Source organism: Paraburkholderia suaedae, assembly GCF_040812055.1.
Classification (GTDB): Bacteria; Pseudomonadota; Gammaproteobacteria; order Burkholderiales; family Burkholderiaceae; genus Paraburkholderia.
The window spans coordinates 149,664-170,514 of record NZ_JBFOAH010000003.1; the positions used below are offsets into that span (position 1 = coordinate 149,664).

14 protein-coding genes, 1 tRNA gene and 2 riboswitches are annotated in these 20,851 nt (G+C 64.3%); of the genes, 11 read left to right on the forward strand and 4 right to left on the reverse strand.

What is annotated here, in order from left to right:
• Positions 1–20 precede the first annotated feature (20 nt).
• Positions 21–1,883: a tetratricopeptide repeat protein gene (locus ABQJ48_RS06190; RefSeq protein ID WP_367836723.1), complete on the forward strand. Its 1,863-nt coding sequence runs from the start codon at positions 21–23 to the stop codon at positions 1,881–1,883.
• A gap of 292 nt (positions 1,884–2,175) precedes the next feature.
• On the forward strand, positions 2,176–3,249 hold the full coding sequence (locus ABQJ48_RS06195) for an acyltransferase family protein (protein WP_367836724.1): 1,074 nt from the start codon (positions 2,176–2,178) through the stop codon (positions 3,247–3,249).
• Between the two features lie 405 nt (positions 3,250–3,654).
• Here ABQJ48_RS06195 and ABQJ48_RS06200 read toward each other — a convergent pair.
• Positions 3,655–3,730: transfer RNA gene (locus ABQJ48_RS06200), tRNA-Arg, on the reverse strand.
• Between the two features lie 272 nt (positions 3,731–4,002).
• Here ABQJ48_RS06200 and ABQJ48_RS06205 point away from each other — a divergent pair.
• Positions 4,003–4,926: a c-type cytochrome gene (locus tag ABQJ48_RS06205; protein WP_367836725.1), complete on the forward strand. Its 924-nt coding sequence runs from the start codon at positions 4,003–4,005 to the stop codon at positions 4,924–4,926.
• A gap of 91 nt (positions 4,927–5,017) precedes the next feature.
• Here the strand turns inward: ABQJ48_RS06205 and ABQJ48_RS06210 are convergent, their stop codons facing one another.
• A complete protein-coding gene (locus ABQJ48_RS06210) occupies positions 5,018–5,611 on the reverse strand; it encodes a hypothetical protein (RefSeq protein WP_367836726.1) in 594 nt (197 codons plus the stop codon).
• Positions 5,612–5,726: 115 nt separating this feature from the next.
• Positions 5,727–7,817 carry a UvrD-helicase domain-containing protein gene (locus tag ABQJ48_RS06215; RefSeq protein ID WP_367836727.1) on the reverse strand — a complete coding sequence of 697 codons (2,091 nt, stop codon included), beginning with the start codon at positions 7,815–7,817 and terminating at the stop codon, positions 5,727–5,729.
• A gap of 384 nt (positions 7,818–8,201) precedes the next feature.
• Between ABQJ48_RS06215 and ABQJ48_RS06220 the strand changes: the two genes are divergently transcribed.
• The 8 genes from ABQJ48_RS06220 (at position 8,202) to ABQJ48_RS06255 (ending at position 19,495) form a co-directional block, all read left to right on the forward strand.
• Positions 8,202–9,251 carry an oxidoreductase gene (locus ABQJ48_RS06220; protein ID WP_367836728.1) on the forward strand — a complete coding sequence of 350 codons (1,050 nt, stop codon included), beginning with the start codon at positions 8,202–8,204 and terminating at the stop codon, positions 9,249–9,251.
• A 193-nt stretch (positions 9,252–9,444) separates the two neighbouring features.
• Positions 9,445–9,795 carry a hypothetical protein gene (locus ABQJ48_RS06225; protein ID WP_367836730.1) on the forward strand — a complete coding sequence of 117 codons (351 nt, stop codon included), beginning with the start codon at positions 9,445–9,447 and terminating at the stop codon, positions 9,793–9,795.
• 141 nt (positions 9,796–9,936) lie between these two features.
• A riboswitch (glycine riboswitch) is annotated at positions 9,937–10,038 on the forward strand.
• Positions 10,039–10,070: 32 nt separating this feature from the next.
• Positions 10,071–10,225, forward strand: a riboswitch (glycine riboswitch).
• Positions 10,226–10,305: 80 nt separating this feature from the next.
• Positions 10,306–11,424 carry a glycine cleavage system aminomethyltransferase GcvT gene (gene gcvT, locus ABQJ48_RS06230; protein WP_367836731.1) on the forward strand — a complete coding sequence of 373 codons (1,119 nt, stop codon included), beginning with the start codon at positions 10,306–10,308 and terminating at the stop codon, positions 11,422–11,424.
• A 58-nt stretch (positions 11,425–11,482) separates the two neighbouring features.
• On the forward strand, positions 11,483–11,863 hold the full coding sequence (gcvH, locus tag ABQJ48_RS06235) for a glycine cleavage system protein GcvH (protein WP_367836732.1): 381 nt from the start codon (positions 11,483–11,485) through the stop codon (positions 11,861–11,863).
• A 67-nt stretch (positions 11,864–11,930) separates the two neighbouring features.
• Complete coding sequence (gene gcvP, locus ABQJ48_RS06240; protein WP_367836733.1) at positions 11,931–14,867, forward strand: aminomethyl-transferring glycine dehydrogenase; 2,937 nt, start codon at positions 11,931–11,933, stop codon at positions 14,865–14,867.
• Positions 14,868–15,008: 141 nt separating this feature from the next.
• Positions 15,009–16,139, forward strand: coding sequence for an alginate lyase family protein (locus tag ABQJ48_RS06245; protein ID WP_367836734.1), 1,131 nt, complete (start codon positions 15,009–15,011; stop codon positions 16,137–16,139).
• 26 nt (positions 16,140–16,165) lie between these two features.
• Entirely contained in the window at positions 16,166–17,554 is a 1,389-nt protein-coding gene (locus ABQJ48_RS06250) for an L-serine ammonia-lyase (protein WP_367836735.1), read from the forward strand.
• A gap of 222 nt (positions 17,555–17,776) precedes the next feature.
• The gene (locus ABQJ48_RS06255) at positions 17,777–19,495 is read left to right on the forward strand and encodes a thiamine pyrophosphate-binding protein (RefSeq protein WP_367836736.1); all 1,719 of its coding nucleotides are present in this window, start codon (positions 17,777–17,779) and stop codon (positions 19,493–19,495) included.
• 111 nt (positions 19,496–19,606) lie between these two features.
• Here the strand turns inward: ABQJ48_RS06255 and ABQJ48_RS06260 are convergent, their stop codons facing one another.
• A complete protein-coding gene (locus tag ABQJ48_RS06260) occupies positions 19,607–20,755 on the reverse strand; it encodes a branched-chain amino acid ABC transporter substrate-binding protein (RefSeq protein WP_367836737.1) in 1,149 nt (382 codons plus the stop codon).
• Positions 20,756–20,851: the final 96 nt, after the last annotated feature.

Genomic DNA, 20,851 nt, shown 5'->3' on the forward strand with positions numbered 1-20,851 from the left:
TGCGTTTGACCACTGTAACGATGAACTCGCTTTGCAAGGCCTGCGGCAGCGTTCTCACCGGCCCGGATGACGATGCTTGCGCCGAGGCAAGTGCGAGCGCGCCGGCACTGATACGGTTCGCCGCGGTATTGGACGGCCAATGCCGCCACGCGGACGCCGCCGCGGTTCTCAAGGCCGCACTCCTCGCTGCACCCGCATTGCCGGGCTGGCGGGCGCGACTTGCGCTCTCGCTGTCGGCCGCCGGCGAACATGCCGCGGCGCGCGAGCAGTTCGAAGCCGTTGCGGGTGCCGTCGCATCCGCAGATGCCGTGGACCTGGACAATTCGCCGGGGTCGCGATTGAACGTCGCGTTTTCACGCACGCTTCTCGCGCTGGACGCGCCGAGCGAAGCGCTGGCGCAGGCGGACCGTGCAGTCGCGAGCGATCCCGACGACGCATGCGCCCACGCCGCGCGTGGCGACGCATTGGCTGCGCTGCTCAGACCAGCCGACGCGCTCACCGCCTATCAGCGCGCGGCCATGCTCGAATCGTCGCTGGCATGGGCGCACTATGGCATCGGCATGATGCTGATGGAGCTCGGACGGCCTATGGCCGCCTTGCAAGGCCTGTCCCGTTCGCTCGATCTGTCTGAACGCACGCAGCAGAACGGTGACGCACTGGCGCGGGTTCCCAGTCCTTCGACGCCGCTCAGCTATGCGTGTCTGCCGCGCCACGCCTTACCCGCATCTGCTATCCACGAGTCGATTGGAGTGGCATTGGCCAAAGGCGGGCAACCCGCGGACGCGCTGCCCTGGTTCGAACGTGCGCTCGACCTTGAGCCGGACAGGGCGACATGTCTGCGTCATATGGGCAACACTCTGGCGATGATGCGTGCCGACGACGCTGCGCTGACGTGCCTGCAGGCGGCCCGCCGCGTGCGTCCTGAGTGGGATGATGCGTGGCTCGACGAGGCGGGTTTGCTACTGCGTCGGGGCGACTATGCGGCAGGCTGGCGTGCGTATGGCAAGCGCGCAGGACAGCGGATGCTCGAAAGTCTGCCGTCCTGCTGGTCCGGCGAAGAGGCGCTCAGTGGCAAGACGATTCTGCTGATTGCCGAGCAGGGTCTCGGCGACACGATCCAGTTTGCGCGTTATGCGCCGCAAGTGGCGGCTCTCGCGCAGCGGGTAGTTCTTGAGGTTCAGGCGCCGCTGCGGCCGCTATTCGAGGAAGTGGGCCGGGACTGGGGTGTCGAGATCGTGGCACGCGGCGAAGCGCGACCCGAGGGCGACCATCAATGCCTGCTGCTCAGCCTGCCGCGCATCTTCCGAACGACGGCCGACACCGTTCCCGAACCAGCTGGTTATCTTCGCTCCCCGGTCGCGCGGCGAGCGCTGTGGCGCGACCGGCTGGCGGCCCACAGTGCGCCTGGGCGCTTACGGGTGGGGCTCGCCTGTGCTGGCAATCCGCAGTTCAGGAGCGACGCGCTGCGCTCTATTCCGCTTGCGGCCTTCGAAACCTGCTTTGACTTGCCGGGCATCGACTGGGTCATCCCGCAGCCTGAGATCCGCGACGCGGATCGGGCGGTGTTGGAACGGCATACCGGCGTGATCTCGTTCGGTGCCGAATTGCAGGACTTTGCCGATACTGCAGCACTGCTGGAACAACTCGACCTCGTGATTTCGGTCGATACATCGATCGCCCATCTGGCCGGGGCGCTTGCGCTCCCGGTATGGACCCTGTTGCCGCACATGCCGGATTGGCGCTGGATGCACGATAGGACCGACACCCCGTGGTACTCGAGCGCGCGCCTGTTTCGACAGACTGTGCCACACGACTGGAACGGCGTGATCGAGCGGGTGCGCGACGAGCTGTCAGTGCGCGTCGCGCGTCGCGCGTTGACGTGACTGAGCGGCAATTTCGTCGTGTTTCTTTACGGTTGGACTGATGAAGTTCCGCAGGCGGCCGGAAACCATGTTCCCGCGCGGGTCCAAGCAATGATTCGCGGAAGGGGCATGCGGCAAATGCAATAGGGGCGCGCTAGCAATTCTAGAAAGCGGTTCTGGGCGTGTGGTATCGCGTTCACCACATCAACTCATCGCCCGACGCAGCAGTCGCCGGCAGGCGAACCCAGTTGCCCAATCAACCCGCCATCGGGTCGGGTAAAATTGCTCTCTCGAACACCTCACGCTGAAGGAAATGGCAACCACAAAGCGATACGACTCGCTGCAAGTGCTTCGCGCGCTCGCGGCGCTCGGTGTCGTGGCATTTCACACGGAAGGGGATGTTGGCAAATACGGGTGGGTGCCCCACCTCTTCCAGCATGCGTCCCGGTACGGTGAAATCGGCGTCGACGTTTTCTTCGTCATATCCGGGTTCGTGATTGCCCTCGTAAGCTATGGAGAGCCGCGAGGGTTCGCGTCAGCCCGAAAATTCATGTTGGCGCGAATCGCACGCATAGTGCCGTTATATTGGGCGCTAACTGCGTTCTTTGTGGCGCTTATTGCCATCGCACCTTCAGCCTTTGGTCATGCACGGCTGGACCTTTGGCACGTGATCACGTCATTCCTGTTTTTGCCGTCGATCAATTGGGCCGGAATCATTGCGCCTGTTATCAATGTCGGTTGGACGCTCATTTACGAAGCCTGGTTCTACGTGGTGTTTGCCGCTGCGATGTGCATGACCAGTCGTCCCTTGATTGTCGTCGCGGCATTCCTTGGTCTGACTTCGTTGCTGCGGCTGGCTCACGGGTCAAGTGTGCCGTTCCTCGTCTACACGAACCCGATAGTGCTGGAGTTCGTCGCTGGCTGCTGTCTGGGCGCCTACTGCTCGAGAGGGAAGCGAATTTCGCTGTTAGCTGCGCTGGTTGCGCTTTTGGGCGTCCTCGCGCTCAGAAAGATGTATGCACCTACGCTGACTGATGACAATCGGTTCATCGTATTCGGACTGCCCGCATTTACGATTGTGTTTGTTGCTATCGGGCTCGAAGCTCGGATTGGGTGGAGTCGGTTTCTCAGCAAGTTGGGTGATGCTTCTTACTCGCTCTATCTGACGCATGTGCTCTCGATACCACTCACACTGAAGGTGATCCAGATGGCCGACGGGCAACATAGACTGCCTGGCGATCTGGTATGTATGGCAGTGGTGGTTGGCTCGGTTATCGTGGCCTTCGCGTGCCACCGTTTGCTGGAACGACCGATGACGCGGTCAGTCGGACGTTGGCTGAAACGGCGGGCAGGCAAGCCCGGGGTCGACCGGCGCGTTCAAGCGTAGCTTCGTGCTCGAAGGGCGGGAAGCAGCGGTACGCTCCGATTCAGGACACCAGAGCGCGCCGCAAGCGTGGCCGTTTTAGTGTTCCGCAACTTGGTTGAAGAGCCACAAGTACGTGATTGGCCAAGATGCTGTCCAGCATGACTGCACCAAGCAGCAACGGCATGAATCCAAGGACATCGTTCTGTATGCCAACTGAAACGCTCGCGAGCACACCCAATAAGGGATGCACGCGGAAGTAGCTGGGCGCATCCAAACGAATATGTTGAAGACGAGCCCGCAGGCGGCGGGGTATGCGTTTTGGCGCATGCGGCCATCGCAACGTCCATCTTCGAGTCGCGTGCACGCGAAAAGCAACGGAGGAGGGGGAGGAAGAAGAAGCAGAAACCGCTAAAACCATGCGGCTATTGGCGCGCCCGGCTGGGATCGAACCAGCAACCCCTGCCTTCGGAGGGCAGTACTCTATCCATTGAGCTACGGGCGCTTCGCCACGACAGCGCGGCAACCTGAGCGGATGCGACGCCAAAGCGAGACCGAGAGAATAACCCGTTTCAGCGCAACCGTCCACCGGACGGCCGATATGGCAAGGTCCGCAGCCCTCCGGCCGTCCCGCGCGCTCCGGGTAAACGCCTGCTGAACACCGCGCCGAGGGCCTCGCCGCCGTCGAAACCTTGCGTCTATAATCGTCCGTGCCTGATAGAACAAGAAGTTGCCGTCACGCTGTACCGCTCAAATATCCACGGAGACGAGACAAGCATGAGCGAAGCACCACACGGAGCCCCGATCAAAACCCTAGGACAGCTCATCGCGGCAGTCATCGCCGGGTTTGCTGTGCCGATCGTCATCATCGTTCTGCTGGCCCTCTACGTGGACAATTCCACCCGCACCGGCGCCGGCACCGACTCGCTGTCCGAAGCCGAAGTCACCGCCCGCATCAAGCCGCTAGCCCAGGTCGAAATTCGCGACGCCAACGCACCGCGCGTCTACAAGACCGGCGAAGAAGTCTACAAGGCCGTATGCTCCGCGTGTCACGCGTCGGGCGCGGCAGGCGCGCCGAAATTCACCAATACCGCCGACTGGGCGCCGCGCATCGCGCAGGGCTTCGACACGCTCTGGCACACGGCGCTCACCGGCAAGGGCGCCATGCCGCCGCGCGGCGGAACGAGCCCGGACGACTACAGCGACTTCGAAATCGCTCGCGCAGTCGTGTATATGGCCAACAACTCCGGCGCAAGCTTCCCGGAACCGGCGCAGCCTGCAGCAGGAGCAGGCGCAGCAGGCGCTTCGGGTGCAGCAGCGGCTTCCGGTGCAGCAGCGGCTGCGCCGTCGGCAGGCGCCTCGGATACAGCAGCCGCTCAGGCCGCCGCGGCAATGGCGGCCATGGCGAGCGTCCCGAAAGCCGCTGCTCCTGCGGCGAGCGGGGCGCAAAGCGCGGACGCATCGCAAGCCGGCAAAGCGCTGTATCAGCAGGTCTGCCAGGCCTGCCATGCGGCCGGCGTGCTGAACGCGCCCAAATTCGGCGACAAGGAAGCGTGGGCGCCGCGCCTGAAAGACCCGATGGACACGATCTATAACTACGCGCTGCACGGCAAGGGCGCAATGCCGCCGAAGGGTGGATCGACTGCATCGGATGCCGACGTCAAGGCAGCCGTCGACTACATGGTCAGCGCGGTGAAGTAAAGCAATCGACCCACCCGCCCGCGGCGTGTGTCACGATACGACAATCCCTGCACGGCAGCCGCGCGTGCAGGGATTTTTCATGGCTGGGCTTTTATGCGTCGGGCTCGATCGACCTACCCGGCGGCGGCGCCGGACGGCTGAACGGTTCGGCAAAGGCCAATGCCGGTGCGCTTCGAGCGAGCGCACTGAAACGGGCGTTCAACGTGGCGGGCGCGAGCCACGGATAGTCGAGGCCCTGCTGCAGCGCGCCGAGCAATGCGCCGTCCGCATCGGGCACCACGTCCATGCGGGCGATATGAATGTCGAACGCGCTGAGCGCGGCCGTGTTGTCGAAGGTCCATCGGTACACGCCATGGCCGACGCGCAATGCGCCGCTCGCCGTCTCACGCATCACCACCAGCCAGGGCAGAGCGTCGATCAACCCGTCACGCAGGTCGAGCGAATCGCATACGTAGTAGGTGCGGCATCGGGTGTATTGCGCGCCGAAATCCGTGACGAGCGTTTTCGCGATCGCGTCAGCGCCCACGACGCGGGCGGGAAATGTAATCGCGGATGTCGCAAGTGAAAAGGTGAGCACCGCGTCCGCCCTGAACGCTTCGTGGATGCGTTCGGGGCGGTTGTTGTCCTTCGCGTCGATGTAGGTTTCGAGCGCGCGGCGATACGGTGCGAGCGGCGGCAGGGTCATTCAGGCGTTCTCCGATTCAGGCCCGCCGGCATGGACCGACGAGCCACGCCACTCTAGCGCAAGCCCGCGAAAAAACACCCAAGCACATCCGGCGCGCAGGGTCTTGCGAGACCCCTCAAGGCTTCTGCAACAACGCCTTTAAACTCGCGAGCCGGTCTTTCGGCGACATGGGCGCTTCTTCGGGCGTCGGCGGCGGCGCATCGTCGAGCAGCATTTCGGGGATGAAGCGCGACGGCTCGCACACCACCGTCTCTCGCGCGCGCTTGCGCTTCTTGCACCAGTTCAGATGCAAACTGCGCTGCGCACGCGTGATCGCCACGTACATGAGACGGCGTTCTTCCTCGATGCGCGCATCGTCGATGGGTTCGTCGTCGGCGCCGCCGCGATGCGGCATGATGCCCTCCTCCACGCCGACCAGAAACACGTGCGGATACTCGAGCCCCTTCGACGCATGCACGGTGGAAAGCCGCACCGCATCCGGGTCTTCCTCGCGGCCTTCGAGCATCGACATCAGCGCGACTGTCTGGATCAGGCCGAGCAGGTTCTTGCCGGTGTCGCCGAAACCGTCGGCGGTGTCGTAGCCGGTCGCTTCGCTGTTGGCGGCGCCCTCGGGCTCGGCCTTGGTGCCTTTGCGCTTGAGCCACTCGATGAACTCCAGCACGTTCTGCCATTTGGCCTGCGCCTGGCGTTCGTCAAAAGCGTCGTACAGATACGCTTCGTAATGGATCGCGTCCATCAGTTCGTCGAGCAGCGTGCCGGCCGCGTCCTTCTCCGCGCGGTCGGTGAGGCGCTGCATGAAGTCGCAGAACACGCGCATCGGTTCGATCTGGCGCGGCGACAGACGGGCTTCGATGCCGCCCATGTACACCGCCTCGAACAGCGACACCTTCGCCTGACCCGCGAACGAGCCGAGCGCTTCGAGCGTCGTATTGCCGACGCCGCGGCGCGGTGTAGTGATCGCGCGGATGAACGCGGGATCGTCGTTGGCGTTGGCGACGAGGCGCAGGTACGCGCAGATGTCCTTGATCTCGGCCTTGTCGAAGAACGACTGGCCGCCGGACAGCACGTAGGGAATCCGCTCGCGACGCAGCACCTGCTCGAAGATGCGCGCCTGGAAGTTGCCACGGTACAGGATCGCGTAGTCGCGGAAATTCGTGCGCCGCTCGAATTTATGCGCCGACAGGCGGAACACGACCGACTCGGCCTCGTGTTCCTCGTCGTTGCAAGGCGTGACGGTGATCGTGTCGCCCATCCCGTGTTCGGACCACAGCTTCTTTTCGAACAGCTTCGGGTTGTTGGCGATCACGTTGTTCGCGGCGGTCAGAATCCGCACCGTGGAGCGGTAGTTCTGTTCCAGCTTGATCAGGTGCAGCTTCGGAAAATCCTTGCTGAGCTGCCCCAGGTTTTCCAGTGTCGCGCCGCGCCACCCGTAGATTGCCTGGTCATCGTCGCCGACTGCGGTAAACGCCGCGCGCTTTCCCGCCAGCAGCTTCACCAGTTCGTACTGGCATGCGTTGGTGTCCTGGTACTCGTCGATCAACAGATAGCGCAATTTGTTCTGCCAGCGCTCGCGCACCGGCTCGTTCTTCGCGAACAGCTCAGCAGGTAGACGGATCAGATCGTCGAAGTCGACCGCCTGGTACGCGTGCAGCGTCGCCACGTAATTGCGGTAGACGATGGCGGCCTGCTGCTCGTCCTCGTTCGCGGCGATCGCGATCGCCTCCTCGGGCATGATCAGGCCGTTCTTCCACAGCGAGATGATCGACTGAATCCTGCGGATGAAGCCCTTGTCCGTCGAGCCAACCTGCTCCTGGATCATGCCGAAGCAGTCGTCCGAATCCATGATCGAGAACTGCGGCTTCAGACCGACGTGTTGCGCCTCCTGCCGCAGAATCTGCACGCCGAGCGAGTGGAACGTGCAGACCGTCAACTGATTGACCGGCACTTTGCGGCCTTCCTTGCCAGGCGTGGTGAGCGTCTTGCCCTCGAGCAGCTTGCCCACGCGCTCGCGCATTTCCGCTGCGGCCTTGTTCGTGAACGTGACGGCGGCGATGTGGCGCGGCTCGAAACCTTTGGCTTCGATCAAGTGCGCGATTTTCTGCGTAATCACGCGCGTCTTGCCACTGCCTGCGCCGGCGAGCACGAGACACGGACCGTCGAGATAACGGACCGCTTCATTTTGAGCGGGGTTCAGGCCTGCGAACATCGTTTTTGGGGTGGGCAATTCGGTTGAAAACGGCGGTTGAAACGGCGGTTGACCGCGGCGCTGCAAGCGACGGTTGAAAGCGCATCGGCGATTCATGGCTGGCCGAAGGCTCGGGAGTTTGCTGCGCGGTGGGCGTCGGCTGGACCGGGCGCCCCCGGTGGTGCAAAGGCGTCGCGGTTCCCTGCGCTTCGCGCGAGACGAGCGATGTTAACATGGACGACCCGATGGACAACCCGATGCCCGACCCGATGGACATCGACTGAGATCCTCAACGCATCGCCGCGAAGACGCTGATGGTGCGCCTGCGCGACATGCCACAATTGCGGTGTTGCGCGCCTCGCCGCGGTGGCAAAGCGGCGCGCCGTTTTTTGCAGGAAGACACGCATGTCCGCATCGCTAAATATTGGACTGATGGGCTACGGTTTTGCCGGCGCGACCTTTCATGCGCCGGTGATCGCCCATTGCGGACGCGCCAGCGTCGGCGCCATCGCCACGAGTCAGCCCGAGCACGCGCTGGCCGACTATCCGCACGCGAAGATCGTGGCCGACTTCGACGCGCTTCTGTCGCTTGACGACATCGAGTGCGTCGTGATTGCAACGCCCAACGACACGCACTTCGACCTTGCGCGCCGCACGCTCGAAGCCGGCAAGCACGTGGTGGTCGACAAGCCGGTCACGCTAAGCGCCGCCGACGCGCACACGCTCGTCAACATTGCGCTCGCGCGCGGCAAGCTGTTCGTGCCGTTTCACAACCGCCGCTGGGACGGCGATTTCCTGACCGTGCGCGACCTGCTCGCCCGCGCCGAGCTGGGGCGGGTCGCGCATTTTGAATCGCATTTCGACCGCTTTCGCCCGCAAGTACGCCAGCGTTGGCGCGAAGAAGTCTCCCGCGGCGGCGGCTTGCTGTTCGACCTCGGGCCCCATCTGATCGATCAGGCGTTGACGCTGTTCGGCGCGCCGCAAACCGTATCGGCAACGGTGCGCACGCATCGCGACGCGGCCAGCGCGCCCGACTACGTCCACATTCAGCTCGGCTACGGCGAGTTCGAGGTGGTGTTGCACGCGAGCGCGTTGACGGCGCTGGTCGCGCCGCGCTTCGCGATCCACGGCACGCGCGGCAGCTATGTGAAGCATGGCCTCGACACCCAGGAGGACCAGTTGCGGGCCGGTCTGCGCCCCGGCGACGAAGGCTTCGGCGCCGGCAATCCGGCCGGCCTGTTGCGCGTGCTGGAAGGCGAGCGGGAAGTCGAGCGCGAAGTGCCCACGCGCAACGGCGACTACGCCGGGTTCTATATCGCACTGGCCGACGCGATTCAGAACGGCGTCGCATTCCCCGTAAAGCCACAGGATGCGGTCGACGTGATGACCATCATCGAGCTTGCCGCGCGCAGTTCGGACGAAGGCGTGCGGCTGCCGTTCCAGCGGATTCGCTGAGTGGCTGCGCGGCCCGTCATAGACGCTTGTGTACCTAAAAACGCACCGCCGGGCGCGCCGCGCGGGTATGGGCCTGACCTCCTCGAGAGGAATATAGCGTTACAACTTTGCACGCCTCCCGGTCAGCGCGCCGCCGCGGTCATCCGTTGCTATCCCGGTAACATCACCCAAGAAAATCACCTCCGGAGAGTCCATGCCCCGTACCCTTCGCGCAATTGCCGCAAGCGCCCTGCTGATTTCTCTCGTCGCCTGCGTGATGACCCCGCAGCCGGCGCCCGTGGCGCGCCCAGGCCCACAACAGATCGCCGACCAGCGTCTGCATCAGGTCGACGGCCGCATCGATAACCTGGGCCGCCGCATCGACAAGCGCGTGAATCAGGGCGACTACCCGCCGCCGCAAGGCGCGGCGCTGCATCATCGGCTCGAGGTGATCCATCAGGAAGCGCACGACATGGCCGCGCAACACGGCGGCGGCCTTACCGCCGACGAGCAGCGCGTGCTGAATCAGGAACTGGACAACGCCGCCCATGTTATTGGCGCATAGCGGTCGGCGGTTCCGGCACTGAACGGACACGATCGCGGACCGCACGTCCCGCGCCTTTTTGATGCCGGCGCCGCGCGGTGCCAACCACCATGCAGGTCGTCGGCGTTTATTTGACAAGCCCCCAGCCGTCGCGTACATTCGCCGCACGCGTCGGGAGAGCGCGCTGGCCGCCGAACATCGCAGGCCGCGCCGCCGAAGGGGCACACCCGCAAACTCTCAGGCAAAAGGACCGACCGCGTCGAAAGACCCACGCCAAGGCACGTCCAGGCACCGGTTTTTCGCACTCTGGAGAGCGGCAGTAGCCGCCTGCGTCGTGTCGACACCACGCAGGCTCAGGCAAGCTGCCCACCGAAGGGGCGCGCGTTTTACCGTGACAGATCAACGTCCGCGGCAGCGCAATCTCTCAGGTATCGAGGACAGAGGGGTCATGCAGAACCACGCTCGCAGGCATCCGCCCGCGAGGCGCGGCACCGCATGACCTTTTTTGTTCCGCGAGATGCCCGAGGCCCCATGACCGAACTCAAACACACCCCGCTCCACGCCGCTCACCGTGCGCTGAACGCCCGCATGGTCGATTTCGGCGGCTGGGACATGCCTGTCAATTACGGCTCGCAGATCGAGGAACACCGCGCCGTGCGCACCGACGCCGGCATGTTCGACGTCTCGCACATGTGCGTGGTCGACTTCACCGGCGACCGCGTGCGCGCCTTCTTCGAATACGCGCTGGCCAACAACGTCGGCAAGCTGCAAACACCCGGCCGCGCGCTCTATTCCTGTCTGCTGAATCCGAACGGCGGCGTGATCGACGATCTGATCGTCTATTACTTCGGCGAAGATCACTTCCGCGTGGTCGTCAACGCCGGCACCGCCGACAAAGATATTGCGTGGTTCGGCCAACTGAACGCCGAAGGCGGCTTTGGCCTCACCATCGCGCCGCGCCGCGACTTCGCGATCGTCGCCGTGCAAGGGCCGAACGCCCGCGCAAAAGTCTGGCAAACGGTGCCCGCCGTGCGCGGCGCCACCGAAGCGCTCAAGCCGTTCACCGCCGCACGCATCGAAGAGACGCCGTTCGGCGAACTGACTGTCGCGCGTACCGGCTACACCGGCGAAGACGGCTTCGAAATCATCGTGCCGGCGGACCACGTTCAGGCACTCTGGGGCGCGCTGTACGCGCAAGGGGTGCGCCCGGCCGGCCTCGGCGCGCGCGACACGCTGCGCCTCGAAGCCGGCATGAACCTGTACGGCCAGGACATGGACGACAATGTCTCGCCGCTCGACGCCGGTCTCGCATGGACGGTCGACCTAACGTCGCCGCGCGAGTTCGTCGGCAAGAGCCGGCTCGAAGCCGACGGCTCGAAGGCCGCGTTCGTCGGCCTGATCCTGCTCAAGGAAAACGGCAAGGCGGCGGGTGTGCTGCGCGCGCATCAGAAAGTCCTCACGCCGCACGGCGAAGGCGAAATCACCAGCGGCACTTTTTCCCCGACGATGCAGGAATCCATCGCGTTTGCGCGCGTGCCTAAAGGCGTGCAGCCGGGCGACACCGTTCACGTTCAGATTCGCGACAAAGCCGTGCCCGCAAGCGTGGTAAAACTGCCGTTCGTGCGCAATGGCACGGTGCTGGCGGTTTGAGCAGCCGCGCGCGCGTCCCCTTCAAGTCAACAACGAACACACCGCATAGGAGCATCCCATGAGCATCCCGGCCGATCTGAAATACACCGAATCGCACGAGTGGGTCCGCACCGAAGCGGACGGCACGCTGACGGTCGGCATCACCGACCACGCGCAGGAAGCGCTCGGCGACATCGTCTTCTTCGAAGTCCAGCAACTGGGCAAGAGCGTGACCGCGGGCGACACCGTCGCCGTGATCGAATCGGTGAAGGCCGCTTCCGATATCTATGCGCCCGTCTCGGGCGAGATCGTCGAAGCGAACAGCGCCGTGGCCGACTCGCCCGATTCGGTCAACAGCGCACCGTATGAAAGCTGGCTCTTCAAGATCAAGCCCGCCGCCGATGCAGCGCTGGACCGCCTGATCGACGCCGACGCGTACACCAAATCGATCGGCGCCTGATTCACATTTCGTTAAACGTCAGGTGCGGCTTCGCGAGGCATCGTGCGCCGCACCGCCAGGAACACCCATGAAGCTCGACCACCCGGATCGTCTGATGAACCGCACTCCTCTCTCGCTCGCCGCGCTCGAAGTGCATGACGCCTTCGCCGAACGGCACATCGGCCCGGATTCGGCCGACCAGCAAGCGATGCTCGACGCCCTCGGCTTCGCGTCGCGCGCGGCGCTGATCGACGCCGTGATTCCGAAGACGATCCGCCGCACGGAAACGCTGCCGCTCGGCCCCTTCGCGCAACCGAAGAGCGAAGCCGAAGCGCTCGCCGCGCTGCGCGAGCTGGCGGACAAGAACCAGGTGTTCCGCTCGTACATCGGCCAGGGCTACTACAACACGCACACGCCGACGGTGATCCTGCGCAACGTGCTCGAAAACCCGGCGTGGTACACCGCGTACACGCCGTATCAGCCTGAAATCTCGCAAGGGCGTCTGGAAGCGTTGCTGAACTTCCAGCAGATGATCGTCGACCTGACGGGTCTGGCCATCTCGAACGCGTCGCTGCTCGACGAGGCCACCGCCGCCGCGGAAGCGATGACGCTGCTGCAACGGGTGGGCAAGCCGAAGTCGAATGTGTTCTTCGTCGCCGACGACGTGCTGCCGCAAACTATCGAAGTGGTGAAGACGCGCGCCACGCCGGTCGGCATCGAAGTGAAAGTGGGCCCCGCCGCCGAAGCCGCGCATGCCAATGCATTCGGCGTGCTGCTGCAATACCCGGGCGTGAACGGCGACGTGCGCGACTACCGCAAGCTGACCGAGGCGATTCACGCAGCGGGCGGCCACGTGGTGGTCGCCGCCGATCTGCTCGCGCTCACCCTGCTCACGCCGCCGGGCGAATGGGGCGCGGACGTGGCCGTCGGCAATACGCAGCGCTTTGGTGTGCCGGTCGGCTTTGGCGGCCCACACGCCGCTTACCTTGCCGTGCGCGACGAATTCAAGCGTCAGATGCCGGGCCGTCTCGTCGGCGTGACCGTCGACGCGCAAGGCAATTCCGCGCTGCGTCTGGCGCTGCAAACACGCGAACAACATATCCGCCGCGAGAAAGCCACCTCGAACGTGTGCACCGCGCAAGCGCTGCTCGCGATCATGGCCAGCATGTACGCGGTCTATCATGGCCCGCACGGTCTCAAGACCATAGCGCTGCGCGTGAACCGGATCGCCGCGCTGCTCGCCGAAGGCGCGAAGCAACTCGGCTATACGCTCGTCAACGAAACCTTCTTCGACACGCTGACCTTTGATACCGGCGCGCGCACGCAAGCGCTGCTCGACGCGGCAACGGCGAAGCGCATCAATCTGCGCCGCGTGAGCGCGACGCAAGTCGGCCTGTCGATCGACGAAACCACCACGCGCCACGATCTGGCCGATCTGCTCGCCGTCTTCGCGCAAGCGGCTTTCGTCAGCGACGCGCCGCAAGTCGACGCGCTCGACGCCACGCTCGCGGCGTCGAACACGGCGTCCGTGCCGGCCGCGCTGGAGCGCACCAGCGCGTACCTCACGCACCACGTGTTCAACCGTCATCATTCGGAAACGGAAATGCTGCGCTATTTGCGCAGCCTGTCGGACAAGGATCTCGCGCTCGACCGTTCGATGATTCCGCTCGGCTCGTGCACGATGAAGCTGAACGCGACGTCGGAAATGCTGCCGGTCACATGGCCCGAATTCGGCCAGATCCATCCGTTTGCGCCGGCCGATCAAACCGTCGGCTATCGCGAGATGATCGATCAGCTCGAAGAGATGCTGGTCGCCGCAACCGGCTACGCTGCCGTGTCGCTGCAACCGAATGCCGGCTCCCAGGGCGAGTACGCGGGCCTGTTGATCATCCACGCGTATCATGCGTCGCGCGGCGAAGCGCATCGCAACGTCTGCCTGATTCCCGCTTCGGCGCACGGCACCAACCCGGCGTCCGCGCAGATGGCCGGCATGCAGGTCGTGGTGGTCGCGTGCGACGCGCAGGGCAACGTCGATATCGAAGACCTGAAGAAGAAGGCCGCCCAGCACGCCGATAAGCTGGCGGCGATCATGATCACGTATCCGTCCACGCACGGCGTGTTCGAGGCGAATGTCCGCGAAATATGCGAGACCGTGCACGCGCACGGCGGTCAGGTGTATGTGGACGGGGCGAACATGAACGCGATGGTCGGCCTGTGCGCGCCGGGCCAGTTCGGCGGCGACGTCTCGCACCTGAATCTGCACAAGACCTTCTGTATTCCGCACGGCGGCGGCGGACCGGGCGTCGGTCCGGTCGCGGTCGGCGCGCACCTCGCGCAGTTCCTGCCGAACCAGATATCGTCGGGCTATGCGCGCGCGGCCAACGGTATCGGCGCGGTGTCGGGCGCACCATACGGTTCCGCGTCGATCCTGCCGATCTCGTGGATGTACATCGCGATGATGGGCGCGAAGAACCTGACCGCCGCAACGGAAACCGCGATCCTCAACGCGAACTACGTCGCCAACAAACTCGCGCCGCACTATCCGGTGCTGTATTCGGGCCCGGGCGGACTGGTTGCGCACGAGTGCATTCTCGATCTGCGCCCGCTGAAGGAAACCAGCGGCATCACCGTCGACGACGTCGCCAAGCGCCTTGCCGACTACGGCTTCCACGCGCCGACGATGAGCTTCCCGGTGCCCGGCACGTTGATGGTCGAGCCGACCGAATCGGAATCGAAGGAAGAACTCGATCGCTTCATCGAAGCAATGATTGCAATCCGGGACGAAATCCGCGCGGTCGAGGAAGGCCGCTCGGACCGCGAGGACAATCCGCTAAAGCATGCGCCGCACACCGCGGCGGTCGTGATCGCCAACGACTGGAAGCATGCTTATGCGCGCGAAACCGCCGCGTATCCGCTGCCCACGTTGATCGCGAAGAAGTATTGGCCGCCGGTCGGCCGTGCGGACAACGTGTATGGCGACCGCAATCTGTTCTGCTACTGCGTGCCGATCGCCGACTACGAGTAAGCGCCAGTCAGCGTGAGCGCGCGCGCAGCGTGCTGCCCGCAACACGCGGCAGCACGCTGCGCGGTTCGACCCGGGCTTCTGTCGCTCGTGGCCGCAAACGGCTAACATCACACACCGAATCAGCCTAACGAGGAGTTTCGCATGGCGCGAAAGGTGCGATCGATGCAAAGCCGAGCCGCGGCAACGCCAGCCCGCACATGGCGACAAATTTGCGCCGGCTTGCTGGCTGGCGCGACGGCGCTGCTGCCGCTGCGGCAAGCGCAGGCCGCGATGAATTTTTGCGCGGCGCCCGCGTTGCAAACCAGCGAGCGCACCAACGCCGACCCCGGCGTGAAAGCGCTCGTCGGCAATGTGCAGGCGCATCTGAACGAGCAGCCGCATGCGCTCGCGAAGTTGCATACCGAGGGCACCTTGCCGCACGAGGGCATCTACGATCAGAGCGTCGAAGCCGAGAAAGATCTCGATCTGCTGCGCGACGCCGCGCTCGCATGGCGCGCGACCAGCGACGACCGCTATCTGAAGCTCGCGGACCGCCTGCTGTACGGGTGGGTCACGACTTATCAGCCGAGCTTCAATCCGATCGACGAAACGCGTTTCGAAGGACTGATCCTCGCATACGACATGACGGCGAGCGCGTTGCCCGTGAAAACGCGCAACGCGGCGATGGCGTTCCTGACAAAGCTCGCCAACGGGTACATCGCGCAGATCGACGCGCAGCCGCGACCGCTGAAAGGCACCTTCCGCAACAATTGGCAGAGTCACCGCACCAAGCTGATCGCGATGGCCGCGTTCACGCTCGATAACCGCAAAATGATCGACGCGGCGCAGCGTCTGTTCGTCGAGCATATCGGTGACAACATCGCGCCGGACGGCTCGACCATCGACTTTCGCGAGCGCGACGCGCTGCACTACGTGACCTACGATCTGCAGCCGCTCGTCATGGCCGCGCTGGCCGCGCGCCGCCACAACCGCAACTGGCTGCAGGAGAAGGGCGCGAACGGCGCCACGCTGCTCGCCGCGCTCGACTGGCTGGTGCCGTTCGCCTCCGGCGCTCAGGCGCATGAGGAATTCGTGCATTCGAACGTGCAGTTCGATGCAAAGCGTCGCGAGGCCGGCTTGCCCGGCTACTCGGGCCAATGGGACCCGCAGAACGCGACGGAACTGTTTCACCTCGCGGCGCGTCTGGACGGACGCTTTACGCCGATCGCGCGGCAGCTCGCACCGACGCCGCCCGCGTGGCTCGCGGTGTGCTTACCGCTGCCCGCGCGCTAACATCTACTTATCAGCAGGAGCAGTCAATGGCAGTCAGCGTGTTCGACCTCTTCAAAATCGGCATCGGTCCGTCCAGTTCGCATACGGTCGGGCCGATGCGCGCCGCGCTGATGTTCGCTCAAGGGCTTGAACGCGACGGACTGCTGCAAGCAACCGCAGCGGTGAAAGCGGACCTGTACGGATCGCTCGGCGCGACCGGCAAGGGACACGGCACGGATCGCGGCGTGATGCTCGGCCTGATGGGCGATGCGCCGGACACGGTCGACCCTGACACCATCGCGCAACGCCTGGAAGCGGTGCGCGTGTCGCGCAAGCTCCCGCTGCTCGGCAAGCACGAGGTGCCGTTCGTACAGAAGGATCAGATTTCGTTTTACCGCCAGGCGCTCGCCGAGCATCCGAACGGCCTGAAGCTGCGCGCTTTCGATGCGCAGGGCGAAACGTTGCGCGAGTCGACTTATCTGTCGGTCGGCGGCGGCTTCGTCGTGACGGCCGGCGCACCCAACACGAAGGTGCTCGCCGCCGTCGATCAACTGCCGCACGCGTTTCGCACCGGCAACGAGCTGCTCGCGCTGTGCGCGTCCACCGGCAAGAGCATCGCGCAGTTGATGTGGGACAACGAGCGGGTCTGGCGCACGGAAGAAGAGATCCGCGCCGGCTTGCTGAAGATCTGGGATGTGATGCAATCCTGCGTGGCGCGCGGCTGCGGCATCAACAACCCCGATGCCGACGGTCATTTGCCTGGTCCCTTCCAGGTGAAGCGCCGTGCGCCGCAGTTGTATCGCGGGCTCTCGGGCAACCCCGAACTCGCGCTGCGCGATCCGTTGTCGATGATCGACTGGATCAATCTTTATGCGATCGCGGTCAACGAAGAGAATGCCGCGGGCGGCCGCGTCGTCACCGCGCCGACCAACGGCGCGGCCGGCATCATTCCGGCCGTGCTGCATTACTACACGCGCTTCATGCCCGGCTCGAACCAGCAGGGCGTGACCGACTTTCTGATGACGGCGGCGGCGATCGGCATTCTGTACAAGCTGAACGCGTCGATTTCCGGCGCGGAAGTGGGCTGCCAGGGCGAAGTCGGCGTGGCCTGCTCGATGGCGGCGGGCGCGCTCGCGGCCGTGATGGGTGGCACGCCGAAGCAGGTGGAGAACGCCGCCGAGATCGGCATGGAGCACAACCTTGGGCTGACCTGCGATCCAGTCGGCGGAATGGTGCAGATTCCGTGCATCGAACGCAATGCGATGGCATCGGTGAAGGCGGTCAACGCGGCGCGCATGGCGTTGCGCGGCGACGGCAGCCACTATGTGTCGCTTGATTCGGTCATCAAGACCATGCGCGAGACCGGCGCGGACATGAAGACCAAGTACAAGGAAACGTCCCGTGGCGGGCTGGCAGTGAACATCGTGGAATGTTGAACGGGATGCGAGATTGCGCATGATGACGCGGGCCACAGCCCGCGTTTTGATTGGTGCGTTCCCTATTCATGTTCTCAGTCCACTGCCGACACATTTGCGTTGCGCCATGACAGCGAACGCGTGCCCGGCGTAAGCTGTCGAGGCGCCCATCGCCCGGCGTTACCCGTTCCACCGATGCGGCAATCCGACCGCAATCACGCACTGCCTGGAGGTTTCCTCGTAATGTCGCTGCCGACTGCTCCCGTTTCGGATTCCAACGCCGTTCGCACGACCGGCGCACGCCTCATCGTCGATGCTTTGCTCACGCACGGTGTCGAACGCGTTTTCTGTGTTCCCGGCGAGAGCTTTCTCGCCGTGCTGGATTCGCTGCACGACGAGACCGAGCAGATTCAGACCATTGTCTGCCGTCACGAAGCCGCAGCGGCAAACATGGCGGAAGCGGTCGGCAAACTGACGGGCCGACCGGGCGTTGCGATCGTCACGCGCGGACCGGGCGCCACGCATGCGTCGATTGGTGTGCACACCGCTTTCCAGGACTCTACGCCGATGATCCTGCTGATCGGCCAGTGCGCTCGGGAACATCTCGATCGCGAGGCGTTCCAGGAAATCGACTATCGGCGCATGTTCGGCCAGATGGCGAAGTGGGTCGCGCAGATCGACGATCCCAAGCGCATTCCGGAATATCTGAGCCATGCGTTTCATACGGCGACGTCCGGGCGGCCAGGACCGGTCGTGCTGTCCCTGCCGGAAGATGTGTTGAGTGAGGCATGCGATGCGGTAGCCGGCGCTCCGGCTTATCAACGCGTGGCGGCATCGCCTTCAGCAGCGCAGATCGAGAAGCTGCGTCAGTTGCTCGAAGGCGCGCAACGGCCGATGGTGATAGCGGGCGGCAGCGGCTGGACGCCGGCCGCGTGCGCGGACCTGCGGCGCTTCGTCGAGAACTGGCGATTGCCGATCGGCCTCGCGTTCCGCTTTCAGGACACGCTCGATAACGACCATCCGAACTATGCGGGCGACGTCGGCCTCGGCATCAATCCGGCCTTGGCGCAGCGCATCCGCGATGCCGACTTGCTGCTCGTACTGGGCCCGCGCCTGGGTGAAGCGACGACGAACGGCTACACGCTGCTGGACATTCCGAAAACGAAGCAGACGCTCGTCCACGTACACCAAGGCGCGGAAGAATTGGGACGCGTGTATGCCGCGGATTTGCCGATCGTCTCGGGCATGCCGGAGGTGGCCGGGTTGCTGGCGGCGTTGCGGCCGTCTTCCGGCACGCTGGCCTGGGCCGGCACCGCCGACGACGCGCATCGCTCGTATCTGGACTGGCGCAAGCCGCGCCCGATCCCCGGCGATGTGCAAATGGGCGAGGTGATTCAGCAATTGCGCGCACATCTGCCCGACGACGCGATCGTGACCAACGGCGCGGGCAATTACGCGACGTGGCTGCATCGGCATTTCTCGTATCGGCACTATCGCTCGCAGCTCGCGCCGACGAGTGGCGCAATGGGCTATGGCGTACCGGCGGCCATCGCGGCAAAGTCGATGTACCCGCATCGCCCCGTTGTCGCGCTAGCCGGCGACGGCTGCTTCATGATGGCCGCACAGGAACTCGCCACCGCGATGCAGTACGACCTTCATGTGCTTTTCATCGTCGTGAACAACAGCCAGTTCGGCACGATCCGGATGCACCAGGAGCGGCACTATCCGAACCGCGTGCATGGCACCGGGCTGACGAATCCTGACTTCGCGGCGTTCGCGCGGTCGTTCGGCGCACATGGCGAGACTGTCGAGCGCACGGAGGATTTTCTGCCGGCATTGCAACGTGCGATGAGCGCGGAGCGCGCGGCGGTGATCGAGATTCGCATGACGCAGGAAGCCAGTACGCCGGGCGCAACGCTGGAACAGATTCGCGAGCAGGGACGGAAGACGCGCGCAGGGTAGTCATGCAGCGGTGATGGAGCCGCAGCAGTGCAGCGTGAGCGCCCCCAAAAAAAACCCCGCCGAAGCGGGGTTTCTTCCATCATCAACAGCACGGCATGCAGCAAAACCTGCTTACTTCCCGCCCACGCTTTGCAGGGTCGTCCACTTGCCGTCGACCACCTTGTACAGCGTGATGCCGCCGTTCTTCAGGTCACCGTGGCCGTCGTACGCGAGGTTCGACGACGTCACCGCCGGCATCGAGGTCTTCGCGAGCACCGGCAGGTACTTGGCCGGATCAGTCGAATTGGCGGTCTTCATCGCAGCGAACATCGCCATTGCGCCGTCGAAAGCGTACGGCGAGTACGTTTGCACGTCTTCGTTGAAACGCTTCTTGTACTTCGCGACGTAGTCCTTGCCGCCCGGCATTTCTTCCAGCGGCAAGCCGGCAAGCGATGCCACCGTGCCGTTGGCCGCGTCGCCCGCGAGCTTGATGAAGGTCGGCGTGTGGACCATTTCGCCGCCCATCAGCGGCGCCTTCACGCCGAGCTGCTTCATCTGCTTGACCATCGGCGCGGCTTGCGAGTCTGCGCCGCCGTAATAGATCAGGTCCGGGTTCGCCGACTTCAGCTTGGTCAGGATCGACTTGAAGTCCACGGCCTTGTCGTTCGTGTATTCACGATCGACGATGGTCGCGCCCGCCGCCTTCGCCGCCTTCTCGAACTGATCGGCCAGACCCTGGCCGTAAGCCGTGCGGTCGTCGACGATCGCGATCTTCTTCATACCGAGGCTCTTGACCGCGAATGCGCCAGCGACCGAGCCTTGCTGCGTGTCGGACGTCATCATGCGGAAAGTGGTTTTGAAGCCCTGCTGCGTGTATTCCGGCGCCGTCGCCATCGCGATTTCCGGGATGCCCGCGTTCGCATAGATGCGCGAAGCAGGAATCGTGGTGCCCGAATTGAAGTGGCCGAGCATGCCCTTGATGCCGTCATCCACCAGCTTTTGCGCGACGGTCGTGCCGGTGCGCGGGTCAGCCTGGTCGTCGGCCGAATCCAACACGAAGCGAACCTGCTTGCCGCCGATCACCGGCTTGCTCGCGTTCATCTCTTCCACAGCCAGCGTGATGCCGTTCTGGAAGTCCTTGCCATAGTGAGCCTGCGCGCCCGTCATCGGACCGGCGAAACCCACCTTCACGTCTTCCGTCGATTGAGCATTGGCCGTCCCCGCCAGCGACATTGCCGCAACCAGTGCTGCGCCTGCCAGCTGTTTCATCTTGTGTTGCATAGCTTCTCCTTGGTACCAGTGTGGATGGAGCAATATCGGGGTCGCCGTATCGCTTCCGTTTTTGCCGCGCGCCCCCAAACCTGTCGCTTCGCGGCA

Excerpts from the sequence above, each read along its gene's own strand:
- ABQJ48_RS06195 (WP_367836724.1), top strand. The coding sequence starts at position 2,176 with ATGGCAACCACAAAGCGATACGACTCGCTGCAAGTGCTTCGCGCGCTC.
- gcvT (WP_367836731.1), top strand. The coding sequence starts at position 10,306 with ATGACCGAACTCAAACACACCCCGCTCCACGCCGCTCACCGTGCGCTG.
- ABQJ48_RS06245 (WP_367836734.1), top strand. The coding sequence starts at position 15,009 with ATGGCGCGAAAGGTGCGATCGATGCAAAGCCGAGCCGCGGCAACGCCA.
- ABQJ48_RS06190 (WP_367836723.1), top strand. The coding sequence starts at position 21 with ATGAACTCGCTTTGCAAGGCCTGCGGCAGCGTTCTCACCGGCCCGGAT.
- ABQJ48_RS06205 (WP_367836725.1), top strand. The coding sequence starts at position 4,003 with ATGAGCGAAGCACCACACGGAGCCCCGATCAAAACCCTAGGACAGCTC.
- ABQJ48_RS06210 (WP_367836726.1), bottom strand. The coding sequence starts at position 5,611 with ATGACCCTGCCGCCGCTCGCACCGTATCGCCGCGCGCTCGAAACCTAC.
- ABQJ48_RS06215 (WP_367836727.1), bottom strand. The coding sequence starts at position 7,817 with ATGTTCGCAGGCCTGAACCCCGCTCAAAATGAAGCGGTCCGTTATCTC.
- ABQJ48_RS06255 (WP_367836736.1), top strand. The coding sequence starts at position 17,777 with ATGTCGCTGCCGACTGCTCCCGTTTCGGATTCCAACGCCGTTCGCACG.
- gcvH (WP_367836732.1), top strand. The coding sequence starts at position 11,483 with ATGAGCATCCCGGCCGATCTGAAATACACCGAATCGCACGAGTGGGTC.
- ABQJ48_RS06260 (WP_367836737.1), bottom strand. The coding sequence starts at position 20,755 with ATGCAACACAAGATGAAACAGCTGGCAGGCGCAGCACTGGTTGCGGCA.
- ABQJ48_RS06225 (WP_367836730.1), top strand. The coding sequence starts at position 9,445 with ATGCCCCGTACCCTTCGCGCAATTGCCGCAAGCGCCCTGCTGATTTCT.
- ABQJ48_RS06220 (WP_367836728.1), top strand. The coding sequence starts at position 8,202 with ATGTCCGCATCGCTAAATATTGGACTGATGGGCTACGGTTTTGCCGGC.
- gcvP (WP_367836733.1), top strand. The coding sequence starts at position 11,931 with ATGAAGCTCGACCACCCGGATCGTCTGATGAACCGCACTCCTCTCTCG.
- ABQJ48_RS06250 (WP_367836735.1), top strand. The coding sequence starts at position 16,166 with ATGGCAGTCAGCGTGTTCGACCTCTTCAAAATCGGCATCGGTCCGTCC.